This is a genomic window from Agrobacterium sp. B1(2019), from assembly GCF_008274755.1.
Classification (GTDB): Bacteria; Pseudomonadota; Alphaproteobacteria; order Rhizobiales; family Rhizobiaceae; genus Agrobacterium; species Agrobacterium salinitolerans.
On sequence record NZ_VTPB01000004.1, the window covers coordinates 464132 to 485329 of the forward strand.

The 21198-nt window shown below is 57.8% G+C and carries 19 protein-coding genes; 12 read left to right on the forward strand and 7 right to left on the reverse strand.

Translation table 11 applies throughout. The features are described from left to right. Window positions 1–16: 16 nt before the first annotated feature. From AGR1_RS26370 to AGR1_RS26395, 6 genes are all read right to left on the reverse strand, one after another. The gene (locus tag AGR1_RS26370; protein WP_149148910.1) at window positions 17–1300 is read right to left on the reverse strand and encodes a TRAP transporter large permease; all 1284 of its coding nucleotides are present in this window, start codon (window positions 1298–1300) and stop codon (window positions 17–19) included. Continuing rightward, window positions 1297–1911 carry a TRAP transporter small permease gene (locus AGR1_RS26375; protein WP_149148911.1) on the reverse strand — a complete coding sequence of 205 codons (615 nt, stop codon included), beginning with the start codon at window positions 1909–1911 and terminating at the stop codon, window positions 1297–1299. The genes AGR1_RS26370 and AGR1_RS26375 overlap by 4 nt, the downstream gene beginning before the upstream one ends. 67 nt (window positions 1912–1978) lie before the next feature. Further along, a complete protein-coding gene (locus tag AGR1_RS26380) occupies window positions 1979–3016 on the reverse strand; it encodes a TRAP transporter substrate-binding protein (protein WP_149148912.1) in 1038 nt (345 codons plus the stop codon). 210 nt (window positions 3017–3226) lie between these two features. Continuing rightward, window positions 3227–4156: a LysR family transcriptional regulator gene (locus tag AGR1_RS26385; protein WP_149148913.1), complete on the reverse strand. Its 930-nt coding sequence runs from the start codon at window positions 4154–4156 to the stop codon at window positions 3227–3229. 178 nt (window positions 4157–4334) lie between these two features. Beyond that, complete coding sequence (locus AGR1_RS26390) at window positions 4335–5390, reverse strand: Fic family protein (RefSeq protein ID WP_246669752.1); 1056 nt, start codon at window positions 5388–5390, stop codon at window positions 4335–4337. Between the two features lie 363 nt (window positions 5391–5753). Continuing rightward, window positions 5754–8651 carry a Tn3 family transposase gene (locus AGR1_RS26395; RefSeq protein ID WP_149148971.1) on the reverse strand — a complete coding sequence of 966 codons (2898 nt, stop codon included), beginning with the start codon at window positions 8649–8651 and terminating at the stop codon, window positions 5754–5756. Between the two features lie 95 nt (window positions 8652–8746). Between AGR1_RS26395 and AGR1_RS26400 the strand changes: the two genes are divergently transcribed. Further along, complete coding sequence (locus AGR1_RS26400) at window positions 8747–9385, forward strand: recombinase family protein (protein ID WP_149148914.1); 639 nt, start codon at window positions 8747–8749, stop codon at window positions 9383–9385. A 71-nt stretch (window positions 9386–9456) separates the two neighbouring features. Continuing rightward, a complete protein-coding gene (locus tag AGR1_RS26405) occupies window positions 9457–10446 on the forward strand; it encodes a glycerophosphodiester phosphodiesterase family protein (protein WP_149148915.1) in 990 nt (329 codons plus the stop codon). Between the two features lie 119 nt (window positions 10447–10565). Here the strand turns inward: AGR1_RS26405 and AGR1_RS26410 are convergent, their stop codons facing one another. Beyond that, complete coding sequence (locus AGR1_RS26410; RefSeq protein WP_149148916.1) at window positions 10566–11459, reverse strand: LysR substrate-binding domain-containing protein; 894 nt, start codon at window positions 11457–11459, stop codon at window positions 10566–10568. 184 nt (window positions 11460–11643) lie between these two features. Between AGR1_RS26410 and AGR1_RS26415 the strand changes: the two genes are divergently transcribed. The 10 genes from AGR1_RS26415 (at window position 11644) to AGR1_RS26460 (ending at window position 21196) form a co-directional block, all read left to right on the forward strand. After that, complete coding sequence (locus AGR1_RS26415; protein ID WP_149148917.1) at window positions 11644–12645, forward strand: hydroxyacid dehydrogenase; 1002 nt, start codon at window positions 11644–11646, stop codon at window positions 12643–12645. Between the two features lie 10 nt (window positions 12646–12655). After that, entirely contained in the window at window positions 12656–13336 is a 681-nt protein-coding gene (locus AGR1_RS26420; protein ID WP_187772305.1) for an RraA family protein, read from the forward strand. Window positions 13337–13363: 27 nt separating this feature from the next. Next, on the forward strand, window positions 13364–14323 hold the full coding sequence (locus tag AGR1_RS26425) for a tripartite tricarboxylate transporter substrate binding protein (protein ID WP_149148918.1): 960 nt from the start codon (window positions 13364–13366) through the stop codon (window positions 14321–14323). Window positions 14324–14386: 63 nt separating this feature from the next. Continuing rightward, complete coding sequence (locus AGR1_RS26430; RefSeq protein ID WP_149148919.1) at window positions 14387–14848, forward strand: tripartite tricarboxylate transporter TctB family protein; 462 nt, start codon at window positions 14387–14389, stop codon at window positions 14846–14848. A gap of 6 nt (window positions 14849–14854) precedes the next feature. Next, window positions 14855–16363 carry a tripartite tricarboxylate transporter permease gene (locus tag AGR1_RS26435; RefSeq protein ID WP_149148920.1) on the forward strand — a complete coding sequence of 503 codons (1509 nt, stop codon included), beginning with the start codon at window positions 14855–14857 and terminating at the stop codon, window positions 16361–16363. Window positions 16364–16368: 5 nt separating this feature from the next. Then, window positions 16369–17409, forward strand: a complete 1041-nt coding sequence (locus AGR1_RS26440; protein WP_149148973.1) for an amidohydrolase family protein — start codon at window positions 16369–16371, stop codon at window positions 17407–17409. Further along, window positions 17334–18350 (forward strand): tripartite tricarboxylate transporter substrate binding protein, encoded by a 1017-nt coding sequence (locus AGR1_RS26445; protein WP_210248762.1) that lies wholly within the window; start codon window positions 17334–17336, stop codon window positions 18348–18350. Before AGR1_RS26440 ends, AGR1_RS26445 begins: the two co-directional genes overlap by 76 nt. Before the next feature lie 59 nt (window positions 18351–18409). Further along, the gene (gene dctP, locus AGR1_RS26450) at window positions 18410–19384 is read left to right on the forward strand and encodes a TRAP transporter substrate-binding protein DctP (RefSeq protein WP_149148921.1); all 975 of its coding nucleotides are present in this window, start codon (window positions 18410–18412) and stop codon (window positions 19382–19384) included. Window position 19385: 1 nt separating this feature from the next. Continuing rightward, on the forward strand, window positions 19386–19904 hold the full coding sequence (locus tag AGR1_RS26455; protein WP_149148922.1) for a TRAP transporter small permease: 519 nt from the start codon (window positions 19386–19388) through the stop codon (window positions 19902–19904). Then, window positions 19904–21196 carry a TRAP transporter large permease gene (locus tag AGR1_RS26460; RefSeq protein ID WP_149148923.1) on the forward strand — a complete coding sequence of 431 codons (1293 nt, stop codon included), beginning with the start codon at window positions 19904–19906 and terminating at the stop codon, window positions 21194–21196. Before AGR1_RS26455 ends, AGR1_RS26460 begins: the two co-directional genes overlap by 1 nt. Window positions 21197–21198 lie beyond the last annotated feature (2 nt).

A 21198-nucleotide genomic window follows, 5' to 3' on the forward strand; every position in this document is an offset into this window, starting at 1 on the left:
TGTTCAGTCGATGAGTTTAGTCAGCGAGGCTCGGAAGGTAGAGCGCGATTGATGGGAAAATCGAAAGCAGCACGATCAGCACGGCCATGGCGCTCACAAAGGGGAGCGAACCGATGATGACGGGTGTCATCGAGCCGCTTTTGCGAAGGCTGTGAACGACAAAGAGGTTCAGGCCCACAGGCGGCGTGATGAGAGCGGCTTCCACCAGCACGATGATGAGAATACCAGTCCAGATCGGATCAAAGCCAAGCGCCAGCATGATTGGCGCGACAATCGGGATCGTGGTGATCATCATGGACAGAGATTCCATGAAGCAGCCAAGTATAAGGTAGAAGATCACCACCACGAAGATCATTGCAACAGGGTGCAGGCCAAGGCCGGAAATCGAACTGGTGATGACATCGGTGATGCCGGTGGCCGACATGACGAAATTGAGAAAACCGGAGGCGATGATAATCAGAAGGATCATGGCCGATGATTTCATGGTGCCCTCAATCGCTTCCGCCAACATTGCGAAAGTGAGGCGGCCAAAGCAGGCAGCGAGGATCATTGCACCGCTGACACCAAGTGCCGCAGCTTCGGTTGGCGTTGCGATACCGGCATAGATCGAACCGACCACCAGAAGGAAGATGCCAAGCGGTGGCGCGAGATGAACAAGGCTCGCGAAACGCTTGTTCCACGTGCCATTGACGCGTGCACCACCCCAGGCAGGCACCATGATGCAGCCGGCAATGATGGTCAGCATGAACAGTGCGGTCAGCAACAGGCCGGGAATGATACCGGCAAGATAGAGTTTCGGGACCGAGGTATTGGTCAACACGCCGTAGAGAACCATGTTGATTGATGGCGGGATCAGGATGCCGAGTGTGCCACCGGCGGCCAGACTGCCCAGGAAGAGAGGCTCGTTATAGCCGTGCTTTTTGATTTGCGGGATTGCCACTGTACCAACCGTCGCGGCGGTTGCAACGCTGGAGCCGGAGGTGGCGGCAAACAGGGCTGACGCGCCGATATTGGCATGCATAAGGCCACCGGGAAGCCAGGAAAGCCAAAGGCTCATGGCACTATACATGCGTTCGGCAAACCCGGCGCGCAGCAGGATTTCTCCAAGCAGAATGAAAAGTGGAATGGCAACGAGCAGGAACTCGTTATTGGTGCTCCAGGCAAGCTCTCCGATGGCGCGGGTAAGTGGCAGCATGGAGAATGTGGGATCAAGGACCAGACCAAGCACACCAAGCGCGGCTGCAACCGGAATGGACAGGCCAATCAGAACCAGAAGGAGAATGAGTGTGGTGGCGATCATTTGCGTTCTCCTTCGATCAAACGCTCGCCGGCCAGCGCTTCCTCTTCTGCTTCTTCCTGCACGGAACGAACGCCTGCGATGGCCTTGACGGTATCAATATCGCCAGTGACCAGCGCGACCGAGGCGCGGATCAGCATGAGGGCGAGGATCAGGCACATGAAGACAAGTCCGGCGAACCACAGACCTTGCGGAATAGCGAGTGGCGTGCCCAGTGGTGTGTTGGCCTGTGAATTGTTGCTGATCGATTCAGCGACAACGCCGTAACCGTAATAGGTCACAAAGGCGATGAAGATGCCGAGGCAGACCAGCGATAGCCAATCAAGCACTGCCGAAACACGCACGGGCAAATATTGATAGATAACGTCAACACGCACATTGGCGCGCTGTAGCGTTGCAAAGGCAAGTGACCACGTGGTGCTGATCGCAAAGGCATAACTCGACAATTCATCCGAGCCGCCCACCGTCCAGCCGAACAGTTTGCGCAGCAGCACGTCTACTGTAATCAGCAGGACGCTGGCGATGGTCAGTGTGCCGCTGGCAAGCACGGCCCAACGGGCTGCCTTTTCGGCAAAGCCGAACAGCGCGGTAAATAAAGGGATTGATCCTGTCATGGTCTTCGATCCGGCTGGAGGGGAGACGACACGGCTGCAGATTGATGCAGCCGTGTCCGAGGCTGGATTACTTGGAAGCCGTCAGTCCAAAGGTTGCACCGATCGTGTCGTTGAAGTCCTTTACACAATCGGCAGAGCAACGCGCCGCCCAGGTCGGAAGGATCTTGTCCTTCAGCGTGGTGTTCAGAAGTACCTTGTCCTCATCGGTCGGCACAACCAGCGTCATCTTGCCTTTGACGGCCTGCATGCAGGCGGCAGCGCCGGTGTTGCAGTCATATCCTTCCTGCGTTTGTGTGCCGGCAGCCTTCCAGATGTCATCCATCAGTGTTGCGATGTTTTCCTCGAGGAACGCCTGAACCTTCGGGTCGAGCTTGTCCCATACCTTCTGGTTGACGGCATGGATCTGCTGGTTCCAGTTGATCGGCAAAGCCAGAAGATGAGTCGATACTTCATACCATTTGGCCGAGTAGCCGGAGAGCGAGCCGGTGATGGCGCAATCGACGACATTGTTCTGCAATGCAGGGACCACTTCACCAAAGGCCATGGTCACACTGGTGCCACCGAAGGCTTCAACGAACTCGGCCTGCGTGCGGCCGGAGGTACGAACCTTCTTGCCTTTGAGGTCGGCAAGGCCCTTGATCTCGGCATTGCAGAAAACCACCTGGGCTGGATAGGTCGAAATGCCGAGAAGCTTGACCTTGGCGCCTTCGCCATAAAACTTCTCATAGACCGGCTGGAAAGCCTGCGTAACCTTGCGGGCAGTCTCGACATCGGGCGCCAGGCCGGGAAGGTCGATGGCTTCATTGATCGGGTTGTCGCTGGCGAAATAGGACAGCGTTGCCGTGCCGAACGGCACCACACCCTGCGACATCAGACGCATCAGTTCCGGGCCTTTGAGACCCATTTCGTTAAAACCCTTGATAGTCGCGGTGATTTGGCCACCGGATTTTTCCGGAATGGTCTTGGACCAGAACGGCTGCTCGAACTGCTGGTAAGCAGTAAGATTGCTGAGACCGCCGACGATCTGCAACTGGGCTTTGGGCAGTTCCTGGGCAACGGCGGCGCCGGAAACGAGGAGTGCGGTGGCAAAGGAGAGTAATTTCATGTGGTTCCCTTTTCTCTGGTTCGATCTGGAAGAGCACGAGAAAAGGCGAGCGAGAGTCCGGGACGAAGTGACGTCCCTTATGCCTCGTAGCTGATACTATGACTGCCTGTTCCCATGCGTGCGATTTATATCGCTTTTGTTTTTTGCGATTAAATGTCGATAATGCCGGCTTGTCCAATCGTATCTTTGGAAGCAAGGCATAAGAATTTTTTATATCTCATCGATTGCAGGTGCCGTCGGAAGAACATTTCCGGCACTGTTTCTGGCAGTCTGCTGCGCCATGTGGGTAATGACGCGGGCGGCATGGCTATCTGGCCCGTCGATCCAGCTTGCGGTAAAATGCAAATCGTTGAGTGGCTCCACATCCACGTTCAGGATTTCCAGCTCTCCGCGCTCAATTTCTGCGCCGAGAAAAACTGGGGTGATGACAGCTGTGCCTATGCCGTCCAGAGCCATTTTGACAATCATCGACAGTGACGCACTGCCATACATGCGCGGTGAAGGAAAACGATAGCGTTGCAGGATGTCGCGCACCTGCCGGTAGGGTGTGCTGTTGGAACCGTAGGTAATCACCGGCAGGGCAGAGATCGTTTCCACTGAAACGCTCTCTTGTGTGGAATAAAGACCGGGCCTGGCTATCCATGCCAGCGGATAGGTGCAGAGTGGCCGGTTGGCGACACGTGGTTCCAGAACCGGCCCCATCAGAAAGGCAAGATCGATACGACGGCTCATGAGGTGCGATTGCAGCATTTCACTGGTGTCGACCTCGATCTCAAGTGTCAGGTCGGGATAGGCATTATGAATTTCAGCAATAAGCTGCGGCAACCACGTTTGCACGATCGTTTCCGCCACCCCGAGATTGAGGCGCCCGGTCATGGCAGTGCTGTCGCGCGCGGCTTCAATCATTCCGTTACGAGCCTGTATCAGTTGCTCCGCATGGGCGAGAAGCTCTTGCCCCTTTGCAGTGAGCCTTACTCCCCGGGCAGCCCGGTCAAATAATTTGACCCCCAGAGCAAGCTCGAGCGCAGCAATGCGCTGTGAGACCGCAGGTTGGGTTGTCCCGAGCTTTTCGGCCGCAGCGCGAAGGCTGCCCAGCGCTGCCGCCCAGAAAAAGGTCTCAATGTTTCGAAGATCGATCATCGGCGCAGCTAACCCTAAAGCATCCCTTTCGTCTATCTACTGCTGGGACGAATGACAGTGTAGACGTACTTCAGCCTGAGCAGCCTGCTGCTTATAGGAATTCCTTAAATGCCCAGCCGTAGGTTCGTATCCGTTCAAGAGCTAAAAACCCAGTCAGATTTGCCTGACATCTGATTAATCAGGAAAGGCCGTACCATGCGCCGCGGCCGGCACCGTGCAGGACGAGGTGCCCTTGATCGACGAGGGCCTTAAGGTGATCTTTAATGGTGTGACGGCTCGCATCAGTGATCCTAGCAGCCTCTGCAACCGTGATCCGCCCATGCTCGCGCGCTAACTCGAGCAATGTGACGGATAGTTCCGGCATGTCGGCGAGGATGATGCGCTCGCGCTCCATTTTCTTCTCAAGCCGGGTTTTCTGCAGATGCAGAGCTCTTAAAAAGAACTCGATCCAGGGATTCCAGTCTGGCTCTGTGCTTCGGATCGTTCCCTGCGTACGTCGAAGAGAGATGTAATAGCTCTCCTTGCTTTGCTCGATGATGCTTTCGAGCGAGTTGTACGGGACGTAAGCGTAGCCGGCCCGCAGGAGCAGCAAGGTGGTCAGAATACGCGAAAGGCGGCCATTGCCATCTTGGAATGGATGGATTTCGAGGAATACGACAACGAAGATCGCGACGACCAAAAGTGGATGGAGGTGTTTTTCTCGTCCTTGCTCGTCCAACCACGCGAGAAGTTCTGCCATTCTACGCGGCGTATCGAACGGCGATGCCGTTTCAAAAACGATACCGAGGCTCTCGCCCTGTTCGTTAAACGCTTCCACGTTGTTGGAAAGGGTCTTGTAGGCACCGCGATGCCGCTCGTCTTTCGTCGAATGCGCAAGAAGGTCGCGGTGTAGCTGGCGGATATGATTCTCGGTGAACGAAATAGCTTCGTATGCACTGAAGATGGTTTCCATCACTTCCGCATAGCCGGCGACCTCTTGCTCGTCACGTGTCGTAAACGACCCTAGCCGAATGTTTGCCAGCAGCTTTTCGACCTCTCGGTCGGTGAGGCGTGCCCCTTCAATACGTGTGGAGGAGCCGACGCTTTCAATCGTAGCGACACGTCTCAGGCTGGACAACCGCTCAGGCGCGATCCGGCCGATCGCACGCCAAGCACCTTTGAATTCGTCGATTTCGGCGATCAGCGACAGGATTTCGGGCGTGATCTGGACAGTTGTCGTTTTGAGAATTTCCATTTTTGCATCTATTCCCATCCAATTCTTTAAGCGCCGTTATGCACCATTTATCCATCCATTTCCATCCAATTTTCACGGCGGAGCTTGTTAGATCTGACGGTTGATCGTGAGCCACACTGATGCTCTCACCTTATGCGGACCCAGATTGCAGCGAGACCAGAGAAGATACGAGGACAACAGCTTTCCAAAATTCGAGACGGTCCTCCTATGATTGACGAGGTACTGACGAACGCGGTTGAGAAGTGGGATTTCTAAGTCTCTGACATCCCGAAGAGTCCGGATGAGATCGACGCAAAACAACAGCGCGGTCGTAGGTCCGATTCGGTTCAAGGGGTCGGTTCCGGCTCGGGGCGAAATGACACCCTAAGAATTTGCCTCGATGGGCCAGAGGTATTCGCCCGTCAATAGGATGTGCGCCCAGCCCAGAGGAGAGATATGGGCTAAAAGCTCGGGCGGCACATCAAGACCCTCGTTTCGCCGTTCGACCACAGCGTGGCTGAGACGGACGGTGTTCCAGTAGATGATGATCGCTGTGAGCAGGTTCAGCCCGGCGATCCGGTAATGCTGCCTCTCCGTGGTTCGATCCCGGATTTCACCCTGCCTGCCAATGCGCAAGGCATTCTTGAGTGCATGATGAGCCTCACCCTTGTTGAGGCCGATCTGGGCGCGGCGCTGCATATCGGTGTCGAGGATCCACTCTATGATAAAGAGAGTACGTTCGACGCGTCCTACCTCGCGCTGTGCCGCCGCCAAATCGTTCTGTCGGGGATAGGATGCGAGTTTCCGGAGTAACTGGCTCGGTCTGATCTTGCCGGCAGCCATCGTGGCGGCGCACCGGAATAGATCGGGCCAATTTGCGACGATCAGCTCTTCCCGGATTTTGCCGCCGACCAGGCCGCGTAAATCCTTCGGCGTTGCTGCGGGATTGAACACGTAGAGCCGTTTCGATGGCAAATCACGAATACGTAGGATTAGGCGATAGCCAAGCATGGCGCTGATGCCAAAGAGGTGATCCGTGAAGCCGGCCGTATCGGCATATTGTTCCCCAACCTGCCGACCTGCCTCATTCATCAGCAAGCCGTCGAGGATGTACGGTGCTTCGCTGACCGTTGCCGGAATAGTCTGCGACGCGAAGGGCGCGAACTGGTCATTGACGTGGGTGTAGGCTTTCAAGCCAGGCTCATTGCCGTACTTCGCGTTGATCATGTTCATGGCCTCGCCCTGTCGTGCCGATGGGAAGAACTGGCCATCGCTCGATGCCGTCGTTCCCATGCCCCAGAACCGGGACATCGGCAGCTTTCCCTGCGCGGCTACGACCATCGCCAGCGCCTGGTCCATAGCCTCGCTCTCGACATGCCAGCGGGCGAGGCGTGAGAGCTGCCAGTAATCATGCGTGTTGGAGGCTTCCGCCATTTTACGAAGGCCGAGGTTCAGTCCCTCCGCAAGCAGGACGTTCAACAAGCCGACCCGGTCGGCGCATGGCGCTCCGGTTCTCAGATGGGAGAAGGCGTCGGAGAAGCCGATCACTTCATCAACCTCCAGCAAGATGTCAGTGATCCGCACGGGCGGCATCCGACGATAAAGATCGAGAACCAGCTCCTCTGCATTTTCAGGAACGTCTGCGGTCAGCCGGTCGATCCGCAACGTTCCATCTTCAATGCTGCCATGGGGAATAGTCCCATCGCGAGCGGCACGCGCCAACCGCTTTAAGCCGTCCGCAAGACGGGTTTTGCGATCAGTCAGCCAGGCTTGAGGATCAAGAGGAACTGCCAGCTTGGCGTTCGCCTGCGCCGAGGTCAACGGTACAAGGACCTGCTTTAGATCACCGTATCGGCGGGAATGATCCAGCCATATGTCTCCCGATCGGAAAGCATCGCGGAGATGGAACAGGACCGCGACTTCCCATAAACGACTGTCGCATCCATCTTGCGCGCGGAGATGGCGTTGCCATTTCGAATTTGGCCGAAGGAAAGATGCGTCGACCGAGGGCAATACGCGCATCGCGGCGATGGCTTTTGCGGCTAAGATCAATGGCTCGGCCACGGGTGCAGCTTTCAGCTTCAGGCTTCGCAACATCCGCGGCGCGTATCGGCGGAACCGATGATACCCTTGTCCGACGTGGGCCAATGGTTCATCCGCCAACGTATTGGTGAGTTGCGTCCCTGCGGCGACCAGTTGTTCAAGCTGATGCCATTCTAGCGATCGTGCCATTGCATTTTCCAACGGTATGCCATCGTCGCGAGCTTCCAGCAAAGAGGCTCCCAACGCCGTGAAAGCGCGAAGCGTATTCGTGACCGCCGCCTTGGAACCGGCAATCCGCTCGTCATGGAGCCGTTTCGCCTCTCGCCAGGTTTTCCCGACGATACGGTCGTGGGTCTCGATAATGGCGTCGGCGATCGCGGCTTCCCATTCGACTGCACAGACGGCGGTGATCGCCCATCGCCGATCCGAACTGATGTCGCGCAGGCCATCCGTGAAGTAACGCTCGCCCTGCCGACGCAGACGCGCGATGCGGTGTGGCGGTATACCCAGGAGGACCTGAGGATCGATCTCCAGACCGCGCAGAAACTCCAGCCGATCAAGCAAGCGGTTCGCTGACGCGGAATTGCTGCCGACCTCGAACTGGCGCAGCCAGATGAAACGGCTGATGTTTCCGTCCACCATTTCGGTCAGAAGCCCGTCCAGTCGCTCGCGCGCATCAAAATCGAGCCTCTCCGCTATCCGCGTCTCGATGCGTCGCTCGGCCGCAACGAGAGCATCGGCGCACAGACGCTCTATCGTTGACACCGCCGGCAGGATGGTCACCATTTTCCTGCATTGTGCGACGAAGCGCTGCGCCAGATCCTCGTTCGACCTCGCATCTTCGGCCTGATCGAAAAGCCAGTCTCGCAAATCACGTGCGCCACGGCCCGCGAACGCCTTGTAGCCGTAAATCTCTCGTAAGGCTTCCATATGCTGCTGGCGGGTCTGGCGGCGAGTGGCATAGGCGAGAAGCGCGTCAGCCGGGATGCCGAGTTGAGCTCCGATAAAAGACAGGACTTCCTGCGGGATCAACTCGCCGGGCGTGAGCGCACGACCGGGATAGCGAAGGGCACATAGCTGTAAAGCGAACCCGAGCCGGTTCTCCGGTCTTCGCCGTTCCCGGATATGTTCAAGGTCGTCGTCGGCCAGAGTGTAGTGCCTGAGCAGCGAGAGTTCATCGGTAGGCAGATCGAAGAGTGCCGAGCGCTGTCGCTCGGTGAGAATATGTCGCCTTGGCATGCCGCATCTGTCCCTATTGAAGTATAGTCTGTTTTGGACAACAATCAGCCCATACAAATCAAGGCTTTCCGGCATCAAAATCTACGAGGGTCCAATTGGGACAGCGAGCCGCAATTTACTGCCGGGTTTCGACGGCCGACCAGTCATGCGAGCGGCAGGAGCGTGACCTTGCCGCCTTCGCAAATCGGGCGGGCTATGAGGTTGCCGCAATTTTCAAAGAGACTGGATCGGGTACGAAGCTTGATCGCGCCGAGCGTCGCAAGGTGATGGCTTTGGCCCAAGCTCGTAAGATTGACGCAGTGCTTGTCACCGAGCTTTCTCGCTGGGGCCGCTCGACGGTGGATCTTCTCAACACGCTTCGTGAATTGGAAAGCTGGAAAGTCTCGGTCATCGCCATGAATGGAATGGCGTTCGATCTGTCCTCACCACATGGCCGGATGCTGGCGACCTTTCTCTCCGGTATATCCGAGTTTGAGCGCGACCTGATTAGCGAGCGCGTTAAGTCCGGTCTCGCCGCCGCGAAGGCGCGCGGCAGGAAGCTTGGCCGTCAAGCTGGAGAACGTCCCAAGTCAGACAGGCTGGCGCCGAGAGTCATGGCATTGATTGCTGAAGGGCGAAGCTACCGCTGGATCGCGCGCGATCTCGGAATCAGCAAAAACACCGTCGCCGACGTGGTAAAACGCTTCCGACAAGACAATGCAGAATTAGCAACGACGGAGATCATCCCAGGGTGAATGGTTCCCTACGCGCTGCCCCAAATTCGTCTTCTTCAATTGGGAGCTTCAATGCTTTGCGGGGATAATACATGCGATCATTTTTTAAAAAGTTGTCCGTCTTGGTGTTGGTTGCGGGTGTTGCCGCCGCATCGGCCATTTTTCTCATCAACACGAACTTGCTGGCGGAACCCCAGACTGGTGCTCCTATCCTCCTAGCCCATCGCGGGATTGCACCTCGATACGATATGACCGGCGTTAAGGCAGATACCTGCACCGCCACCCGCATGCTGCCATCTGCAAATGTCTTCATTGAGAATACGATTCCCTCGATGACGGCCAGCTTCCAGGCCGGTGCGGATGCTGTCGAATTCGACGTTCATCCAACGACCGACGGTGAATTCGCTGTATTTCATGACTGGACCTTGGAGTGCCGAACTGAGGGACAGGGGGTGACCCGTGAGCATTCGATGGCCGATCTTCGGAAGCTCGACGTCGGCTATGGTTACACCGCTGATGGCGGCAAAACGTTTCCCTTCCGAGGTCAAGGTATTGGATTGATGCCGACCCTTAGGGAGGTATTGAACACCTTTCCAGGCAAGCGCTTCCTTATCAATATCAAGAGCAACTCGCCGAAGGAGGGAGAGCTTTTCGCGGCCTACCTCAAATCCTTTCCCGCAAAGGTCACAGACAAGCTGTTCGTCTACGGTGGTGAGCGACCGATCGCGACACTCAAAGCCGCGTTGCCAACGCTGAAGACGACGACCAGAGCATCTGCCATGGCATGCCTGAAGGAATACACGAAATGGGGATGGACCGGAATTGTCCCCGATGCCTGCCGTAACGGGGTGGTATATATACCGATCAATATGACCTCGCAGATGTGGGGTTGGCCCGACCGCATGCTTTCCCGGCTTCGGTCGGCAGGAAGTGAGGTCTTCGTCATCGGCCCCTACGCTGGCGGCAATTATTCTACCGGCGTCGATACGGTTGAGGATTTTCGGTCTCTGCCTGAAGGCTGGACTGGCGGCATTATGACGAACGAACTCGAAATGATTTCAAGAGCGATGGGCCGCCCCTGACGACTCTTGAGCGGTGCGAAGAAGCATTATCCTTAGAGTGTCATTTCGCCCCCAGCCGGAACCGACCCCTTCAAGGCGATCTCTGCTAAAGTGCGCGGCCAATCGAAAGGTCGTTAGCATCAGCGCCTGTCGCGCGCCAGGCCGTGTTCGCCGCAAAGCGCGGCGAGAGTTGCATGCATCCGTTCAATAATTTCGGCGCGGGGAGAAACTGTCCGCTCCACTATGCCGATTTGACGAGTCAACTGAGGCTTGCCGAACGCCAGCTTGACGAGTTCCAGGTCCTCTGGCTCCTGAAGAGCAACATGCGGGACGATGGACACGCCCAGACCCTGCCTGACACAGGTGACGATTGAGCCGATCGTGTCTATCTCGGCAACGTCCTGAGTCACGATTCCGAGCCGGGATATTTCGGCATCAATGACGTTTGCAAGGGGAACGGCACTTCTGAAGCGGACATAGGGCATTTCAGTCAACAGTTTGACAACGTCCGTCTCGCTCGTCCCCCTCGGGGCGATCAACCACAGGGGCTCGCGAAGGAATGGGCTCCACCGCAATGCAGGCGGTATGCCCATGTGATCAGCCACAATCGCCGCATCCAGTCGCCCTCCCGCCACATCCGCGATCAGGGTTGAAGACAGCGATATGCGCAGGCTGGTCTTGAGTTGAGGATATTGCGCGCGCATCTGCACAATCGCACGAGGGAGCAGATTGAGCGCACTCGAACGCACCGAACCAATCATCAAGGTGCCAGCGATCCGTTCACCTCTCAGGCTGGCTTTTGCATCCTCCTCTTCCCGCAGAATATTCCTTGCCATTTCCAAGACTTGCATACCCTGCGGCGTTAGTGTCGGTGGTCTGGAGGTGCGGTCAAAAAGGCTCGTCCCAAGCTCTCCCTCAAGGGCTTGGATCTGTTGGCTCACGGCGGAAGGAGTGAGCCCGACCACGTCCCCCGCCTTGGCAAAGGTGCCATGCGTGACAATCGCCACTAAGGTCTTCAACTGACGCGTATCCATCTATAAATCCAGTTTCTCTGCATTTGATAAGCAGAATTATTCGCTTTTGTGAAGTTATTCTCTCGATTAACGTTTCTGGCGGGAGGATTGTAGGTGCGCCGCCGGGAGCCGGTCACCAAAACAATCCAAAATTTGACAGATCGACAACTGCCTGACCTCAGGCCGTTGTCCGGAGAAGCATGCGATGAACAAAACCATCCTCGTAACCGGGCCAGACCTTGATCCGAGTGCAAAACAGCTCTTGGCAGACCATGGTTACAAGGCCGTGCACACTCCGCCTTACGCCGATAGCGCCGTGATCTCCGAATATCTGAAGTCCTCGGGTGCGGTCGGGATTGTATCACGCATGGGTCGCATCGATGAAAGCGTCATGGCCGGGGCACCGCAACTGCGCGTCATCTCCAAGCATGGCGTGGGCGTCGATAATATTGACTTGGAGGCCGCCGCGCGCCGCGGCATTCCGGTGCTCGTTGCCGCTGGCGCCAATGCAATCTCCGTTGCCGAACATGCCATCGCGCTTCTTCTGGCCGTCGTGAAGCGCATCCTGCCGCTTGATGCCGGCCTGCGCGCCGGCCGCTGGGAAAAGCCAGGCTTCGCTGGTCGCGAAATTGCTGGCGCGACGATCGGTCTGATGGCGATGGGCGCGATCGCCCAGGCCACCGGCCGCATGGCGCAGGGCCTTGGCATGAAGGTCATCGGCTACGATCCCTATGCCGACGACAGCGCGTTCAAAAGCCTGGGTGCCGATCGTTGCGCCAACTTCGAAGACCTGCTGTCTCGGTCGGATATTCTAAGCCTTCACAGCCCGCTGACCGAGCAGACCCGCAGCATCCTCGATGCCAGTGCCATCGCACGCATGCCGAAGGGCAGTTATGTCATCAACACCGCCCGTGGCGGACTGATCGACGAAGAGGCCCTTCTCAGAGCCATTCAGAGCGGCCATCTCGCTGGCGCCGGTCTCGACACCTTTGCCGTAGAGCCTCCCAAGGCCGATCACCCCTTCTTCGCAGAGCCGCGGATTGTGCTGACGCCACATATCGGCGGCGTAACTCGCGAAGCAGGGGTGCGCGTGGGAGTGGATGCTGTCAGCGGCATTTTCCAGGTTCTCGCAGGAGAGCCGGTGTCGCCATCGCGCATTGCAAACCGCAAGCTTCTCGACGCCACCAATCATACAATTGCCAAGTAAAGGAATAGAGATGTCCATCGGGTTCCGTATCAACAATCGTGGGAACGTCGCCTCGAAAGCACTGGTCGACGCTTTTGCGCTGCTTCCGGTTGCCAATGTCTCGGATGCCATGTCGCGCATGACCGCGGCTGGCCCGACGCTTCGTCCCATGCATGCCTCGGGCGGAATGGCCGGCGTCGCCCTGACGGTCAAGTCGCGTCCGGGCGACAATCTCATGCTGCACAAGGCTATCGACATGGCGGTGCCCGGCGACGTGATCGTCGTCGATGCTGGCGGTGATCTGTCGAACGCGCTGATGGGTGAATTAATGCTCGCCTACGCAGTCAAGAAAGGCGTTTCCGGCTTCGTTCTGAATGCCGCGATCCGCGATGTCGACGCCTTCGTCTCAACCAATCTGCCTACCTTTGCGGCCGGTGTTACGCATCGCGGTCCCTACAAGGACGGGCCGGGCGAAATCAATGTCCCGATCAGCATCGGCGGCATGGTCATCGAGCCTGGCGACATCATGATTGGCGATTCCGACGGCGTCCTTTGCGTTCCGCTCGCCGATGCCGAGGAGGTGCTCGCAAAGACCCAAGCCAAGCAAGATGCCGAGACGAAGCAGATGCAGGCGATCGCAGCCGGCACGAACGACCGAACCTGGGTCGATGCCGCCCTCAAGAAACTGGGCTGCGCTTTTCCAGAAAAATGAAATGAACATGTGGAGGAGGAAACTACCATGTTGAACTTGATCAAGAAGACGACCGCGCTCGCAGCGGCTGCCATGCTGACGGCGTGCCCGGTTATTGCCGCTGACTACCCGAAGAAGCCGATCGAGGTAATCGTGGGTTTTGAGGCCGGTGGAGGCACGGACGTGATGGCGCGGACGGTTGCGCCGTTCATCGAGAAGTATCTCGGTAACGGCGCAAGCCTTGTCATTAAGAACGTACCTGGTGCCAGCGGGCAGATCGGCGTGACCGAGGCGGCCCACGCGACGCCGGACGGCTATACACTCGGTACTTTCAATCTTCCCGGCATGATGGCTCGTACAATCGACCGCAAGGCCGACTACGATGTCGACGGCTTTACCTACCTTGCCAATGTGGTGAACGATCCCAATGTCATCGTCACCTCCAAGGCAAGTGGTTTTGATACACTCGACAAGCTGATCACCGAAGCGAAGGCCAATCCCGGTGCAATCACGGTCGGGATGTCGAGCCTCGGCGGTGACGACCACTTTGCCCTGATCAAGTTGCAGAATCTGCTGAAGACGGAGTTCACAATTGTTCCCTTCAAAGGCTCTGCGCCTGCGCGCACTGCGCTGCTTGGCGGACATGTCGCGATGGGCATCCTCAATATCTCGGAAGTGGCCGAGTTTCAGGACCAGCTCAACGTGCTGGGCGTTGCGCTCGACAAGCGCTCGCAGTTCGCTCCTGACATGCCAACCTTCAAGGAGCAGGGGCTCGACCTGGTCAATGGCGCCATGCGTGGATTCATTGCACCGGCCGGTCTGCCGGATGACGCACGAACCAAGCTGATGGATGCGTTTGCCAAACTCAAGGACGATCCGGAGTTTCTGAAGGCCATGAAGAATACGGCCAATCCCGTGGAAGTCGTCACCGGCGACGACTTCAAGGCGATGACCAAGGACATCCATGACCTGGCGAAGGGCGTGTGGGAAACCACGCCCTGGAACTGATCCGTCACAGGCGCGCGGTTCCAAGCCGCGTGCCGTTCCTGCATCTTTGAATGGAGCCGGATCATGTCCGAAACCCGTCCCTCTCGTTTGACCCGCCCGGAGACCTTGACTGCCGTCGGTATACTCATCGTCGCCGGTACATTCCTTGTCCCTGCGCTCGAACTCAAGGCGATTTCCGCCCTTCTTCCGGTCGCAATGCTCGTCGGCCTTATGGTGTTATCGCTCGCCCTCCTGATCAAGGATCAGCGCAAAGCCGCGAACGGCGATGTGGCGAAGCCGATGATGCAAGCGCCCTCACGTGTCGCAAGCGCCTTCCTTCTCATCACCGGCTATATGGTCGCAACGGGCCTCATTGGCTTCTATCCGGCAACCGCCATCACGATCCCGCTCGTCGCTTACGCCTTCGGTTACCGAAGCCTCCCGGGGCTACTGGCTGCGACTGTTATCGTCGTAGGTGCCATTTACGTGGTCTTCGACTTCGCGATGGCCCAGCAGTTTCCCGTCGGCATCGTGTGGGCAAGGTAAGCAGCCATGTACTACGAACTTCTGCACGCCCTTCCCGAAGTCCTGAGCTTCACCAATTTTGCCGCGGTGATCATCGGCGTGATCGCCGGAATCATCGTCGGCGCCATGCCTGGTCTGAGCGCTACAATGGCGATCTCGGTGCTGGTACCCTTTACCTTTGGCCTGGAGCCGCTGGTCGCTCTCGGCCTGATGGCCGGTATCTATAATGGCGCGATGTATGGTGGTGCCATACCCGCCGTACTTTTGCGCATTCCCGGTACGCCGGCGGCGGTCGCAACCACATTCGACGGCTATCCAATGGCCCAGAAAGGCGAGGGCGGCTTTGCCCTCCAGGTGGCCGTCGTATCCTCTTCGATTGGCGGGATCGCAAGTGCGATCGCACTCATGCTGCTAGCGCCCCCGCTGTCGAAGGTGACGTTACTCTTCGGCCCCTCGGAAGTTTTCTGGGTCGCGGTCTTCGGTCTCGCCAGCATCATCTTCCTGCTTGGCGGCAGCGCCATTAAGGGTCTGATCAGTGCTTGTTTCGGGGTTTTCGTGTCGGTCATCGGTTCCGACCCGATCTTCGGCACAGACCGTTTCACCTTCGGCCAGCTAGAACTACTTGATGGTATCAACATCGTCATTCTTCTGGTTGGCCTCTACGCTCTGCCGCCGGTGATCGACCTCCTGGAAGTGCCGCTCAAGACCGACAGCGTCAGCAGCGGCAAACTGGGAACAGAGCCCCTGTGGCGTGCACTTCCGCGCATGAAGCGCTTCTGGAAGACCTGGATTCGCTCGTCCATCATCGGCATCTGGATTGGTATCCTGCCCGGCGCCGGCGGCTCAATGGCGGCCTTCATGTCCTATAACGAGGCGCGTCGGGCGAGCAAGACGCCAGACACCTGGGGTAATGGCGAGCCGGAGGGTGTGGCTGCCGCCGAAACGGCGAACAACGCCGACACAGCTTCCGCGCTCATTCCTGCCCTTACGCTCGGCATTCCCGGCACTGCTGTCGCCGCTGTCATGCTGGGCGGACTGCTGATCCATGGTCTGCAACCCGGGCCGATGCTGTTTCGTGACAATCCGGACATCGTCTTCGGCTTCATGTGGCAATTTCTGTTCGGAGCCGTCCTTCTTGTTCTGCTCGGCGGTTCGCTCGCCACCAACAGCTTCGCACGCCTTCTGAACCTGCCGCGACCGCTGCTTGGATCCGTGATCATCGTTTTGATGCTGATCGGCGTCTACTCGATCCATGGCCGCATGTTTGATGTTTATCTCATGCTCGGCTTCGGGGCGATCGGCTATGTCATGGACAAGCTGAACTTCCCGCTTCCGCCGGTCGTGCTCGGGCTGATCCTTGGTGGCTTCGCTGAAGAAAACCTGAGGCTTGCCTTGCGTATCGGCCGTGGCGATTGGTCGATCCTGTTTGCTAATGTGACGAGCCTCGTCCTGGTGGCACCCACCGTAGCGGTCGTGGTAGGGCCGATGATCAAGCGTCATCTTCAAAAGAAGAAAAACGCTGACGGGAAGGCTTGAGCAAGATGAAGGCCAACCCGCATTTTGTGGTGAGAGAAGACTGGCTATCGACAGTGCAAGAGGAAATCATTGCGCCCGAACAGCCAATCCTCGATGCGCACCACCATTTGTGGGTGAGACCTGACGGGAGATACGGTGCCGCGGAACTCATGCGCGATGTGTCGTGCGGACATGACGTCCGCGCGAGTATCTACGTCCAATGCCGCACAGGCTACAGGGCCGATGTCGGGCCACTCCTACAGCCGGTCGGGGAGGTGGAGACAATCCTGGAATGGTGTCAAAATCAGCCTAATTATCCTGCGGCCATGGTTGCCTTTGCGGATCTCCAACTGGGCAGCGGGGTCCGTGACGTCCTGGACCGATTGATCGAAGCAGGTGGCGGCAAGGTCCGCGGTATCCGCAACACGACCGCCTATCACGCCGATCCTGCCGTGCGCTCGAACCCGAACCCGCCGCCCGATGGACTTCTGCGCAGCGATGCCTTTCTGGACGGCGCCAGGACACTCGCGAAATATGGTCTGACACTCGACGTCTGGGCATACCACACGCAGCTGGGCGAGGTGCTCGATCTAGCTGCGGCCGTACCTGATCTGACGGTGGTCATCGACCATTGCGGCGGTCCCCTCGGTGTGGGGCCTTACCGGCCTGCCGACCCGGGGGTGCTGGCGGACTGGCGCAGGTCCATCGCGGCATTGGCATACCTGCCGAACACCCGCATCAAGATCGGCGGCTTCGGTTTGGCGGTTCTCGGCTATCGCTATGCCGACGTGCCGCAGCCCCCGCATTCTGAGCAGCTTGCACGCGACTGGGAGCCCTATTTCGCTCACTGCCTCGAGAGCTTCGGGTCGCGACGCGCCATGTTCGAGAGCAATTTTCCTGTCGACAAGGGGCAGTATAGCTACGGCAGCTTGTGGAATGCGTTCAAACGCCTTTCGAGCCAGCTGTCATCCGAGGAGCGCGACGATCTTTTTTGGCGGACCGCGTCGCGCTCCTATGGACTGGACGAACAGTTTTTTACCAAAGACAGAGGGAGGACTATGTCTTGAAAACGATACTTCTAACGCTGGCGATCAGCGCGCTCGCCTTCACGCCCGCGTTTGCCGAGTTTCCTGAAAAGCCGATCGAAATTGTCGTCGGTTATTCCGCAGGCGGCGGCACCGATGTGATGGCGCGAACGGTCGCGCAGTATCTGGAAAAGGAACTGGGCGACGGTGCATCTGTGATCGTGAAGAATATGCCCGGCGCAGGCGGTTTGATCGGCTTCACCGAGGTCGCAAAGGCCGAACCTGACGGCTACACGCTTGGCACATTCAACCTGCCTGCAGCCTTCGCACTCACCAAGGACCGGCCGGCAGAATATGGGGTGGATAGCTTCACCTATCTTGCGAATTTCGTGGATGATCCAAATACCGTCGTCGTAAGCGCTTCGTCGGAATTTAAAAGTCTCGAAGAACTCATGGCTTCGGCAAAGGAAAATGCTGGCGCCGTCACGTTCGGCCTGGCCTCGCTCGGAGGCAATGATCACTTCGCGGCGAATATGCTGGCGGATGCTGCGAAGGCGGAGTTTACCTTGGTTCCCTTTAAAGGCGCTGCCATGGCGCGCACAGCGCTGCTGGGTGGGCATGTCGCCGCCGGCACCATGGCGCTCAGCCAGACTACGAGCTTCAAGGATGATATCAGGGTGCTTGCCGTCCTCTCTGATGAGCGCTCTGCCTTTCGTCCCGACGTGCCAACGGCCAAGGAACTCGGATTTGACGTCGAAATGTCGTCTCTGCGCGGCATCGTTGCTCCAGCAGGATTAAATGCAGAGATAACCGAGAAACTTCGCAATGCGCTAAAAGCCGTCAACGCGAACCCGGATTTCCAGAAGGCAATGGCCGAACAGGGAAATCCGATGGCGTTCGTCGCGGGAGACGCGTTTGCCGACCTGGCGCGGAAGCAAGATGGCGTTGCTCAGGCCATTTGGGACAAGAACCCTTGGAAATGAGGCCCGGACATCTGATGCCCAACTATTAAAGAGACGACACTGAACAGGAGGAGAAACGCATGAAACTCTCGACATTGGGCGCAGTGGCCGCCCTTTTAGCATCCACAACAATGGCCAAGGCTGAAGACTGGACCGCCTACACCTATTCCGCAGTCTCGACGACCGCTGCCGTGAAGGGCATGAACCGCATCGTTGAACGCGTCGGCAAGGAGACCGATGGCGAACTGACGATGACGCTGCATCTCGGCAAGACCCTGCAAATTGCCTCGTCCGACATCACGCAGGCCGTTGGCGACAACGTCGTCAACTTCGCCGCCGATTTCTTCTTCTCAGGCAGCGTACCTATCGCCCGGGTTCTCAATCTGCCGATGTTGATCGAGAACGACGACGAGTGGGCGAAAGCGACGGCAGCCATGGAGCCGATCCTGGTCAAGGCTTTCGGCCAGCAGGGGGTGACCTTGCTTGGCGGCTATCGCTATCCGGAGCAAACAATCTTCACCACGTTCGACATGAAGAGCCTGGCTGGCATGAAAGGCCACAAGATCCGAGTTACCTCGCCTGAACAGGGTAAGTTCGTCGAAGCCTTCGGCGGTGCGCCGATCACGCTTGCCGGGACCGAAGTGCCGACCGCGCTTGAGCGTGGCGTGATCGAGGGCGTGCTGACTGCCAGCGCCGGCGGCGCCAAGAACTGGCACGAATTCCTTCCCTTCAACTACCGCTTCCCCGTCAACTACGGCAACTCGATGATCATCGCCAACACGGATTCCTTCGATGCGCTAAGCGAGAAGGATCAGCAGATCCTGCGCAAGATCGTTGCCGAAGAGGGGCCGGCCACCACCAAGGCGTTCATCGAGGATGAGACCGTGCAAAAAACTGCGCAGGCTGATGCGGGCATGAAGATCAGCGAGCTTGCGGACGGCGATCTCGCGACAGCCCGCGAAAAGCTCGCTCCGTACTGGGAGGCCTGGGCAAAAGAGAACGGTCCCGAATACGAGGAAGCCCTGAAGGCCATTCGCACCGCCATCGGTAAGTGAGATGCACGACGATCACTATAACGGGCAGACTTCAGCCGGTTCTTTCTTCGACATGATGGCTGCGGTGGCGAAATTCGCCACTGCAGCGGTGCTGATTATCCTAGTGTTGCTCGTTGCCGGCGAAGCTCTTTCCCGCAGTCTATTCAATTATTCGATGGGATTCGTCGAAGAGGTCACCGGTTACTGCGTCGTCATGCTGACCTTCTTCGGTGCGGCCATCGCCATGCGCAGCGGCAGCCTGTTTCAGGTGCATTTCCTGTACGACACGCTGCCGGAAGCCGGGCGAGTCTGGATAACGCGGATCTTTGTCATTGTGGCGCTGCTCATCTGCGCCGTGCTGATCTGGAAAACCAACGACCTGATGCTGAGTTCGCTCAGTCGCGGCAAATTCGCTCCGACTGTTCTGCGGACGCCGCTCTGGATCCCTCAATTGCTTCTGCCGCTCGGCTTTGGCGTGATCGGCATCTTCCTTATCGAACAATTCCTGCTGACCATCGGCAGGTTCAAGAGTAAATCCTGATGGACGCAATCCTCGCTTTCGGACTTCTGATCGGCCTCATCCTCGGCGGCATGTGGGTCCAGTTTGCCGTGGCCGGCGCCGGCCTTTTCTACATTTGGCTGATGAAGGGCTTCGTCGGATGGAAGGCCTTGGGCATCGTTAGCTGGGGGTCTGCGAACAGCTTCACGCTGGCAGCCATTCCTCTTTTTGTCCTGATGGCAGAGGTCCTGCTCGGATCCGGCCTCTCAAGCAGGCTCTATAACGGTGTCGCTCCCTTCGCGCGGCGTTTGCCAGGCGGCCTGTTACACACCAATATTGCAGGGAGCGGCATCTTTGCGGCGATCTCCGGGGGAAGTGCTCCAACTGCCGCGGCCATGTCGACCGTGGCGCTGCCGGAGCTTTCGGTGCGCGGTTACGACAAGCGCCTTGTCGCAGGCTCGCTTGCGGCAGGCGGCACGCTCGGCATCCTGATCCCGCCATCGATCACGATGATCATCTATGCGACGTTCACGGAGACATCGATCGCCCGACTGTTCGCTGCGGGTCTCGTTCCGGGCATTATGCTTGCTCTCTTCTACATGGCCTTCATTGCTGCACGCGTTCTCATCAATCCGAAACTCGCACCTAAGACCGAGGTGCGAAGCACCTGGCCGGAACTCGGCGCCGCATTGCTAGATATCGTTCCATTCCTGGCGCTGATCGCAATCGTGCTCGGCAGTATATACGGCGGTTTCGCCACCCCGACGGAAGCCGGTGCTGTCGGCGTTCTCGGCGCCATCGCGATCGCCGCGTTCTACCGGCGCCTGAGCCTTCAGCTTTTGACGGATGCCCTGCGGCGCACGGCCACGATGAGCGGCAACATCCTGTTCGTCGTGTTTACCTCGATGATCTTTGCCTATGCGACGGCCCTGTCCGGTGTCGGGGAAGAACTGGTCGCAATGCTGAACGACGCCAACGTTTCGCGGCTCACCTTCCTGTTGATCATCATGGTCACCTTCGCCATCCTTGGCTGCTTCATGGAAGGTCTGGGCATGATTGCAATCATCGTTCCCGTGATCTTTCCAGCACTTCTTGCGCTCGGCGTCGATCCGGTCTGGTTCGGGGTTTTCGTCGTGATATTGGTCGAGCTTGGACAGTTGACGCCGCCGCTCGGCGTTATCCTGTTCGTGGTCGCCAGTTCTTCTAAAGAGGTGAAGGTGGAAGACGTCATCATGGGAACGGCGCCGTTCTTTGCCATCATACTGGTGTTCATGCTGCTGATGATTGCCTTTCCGCAAATCGCGCTCTTTCTGCCCTCGATCACTATCGGGTAATG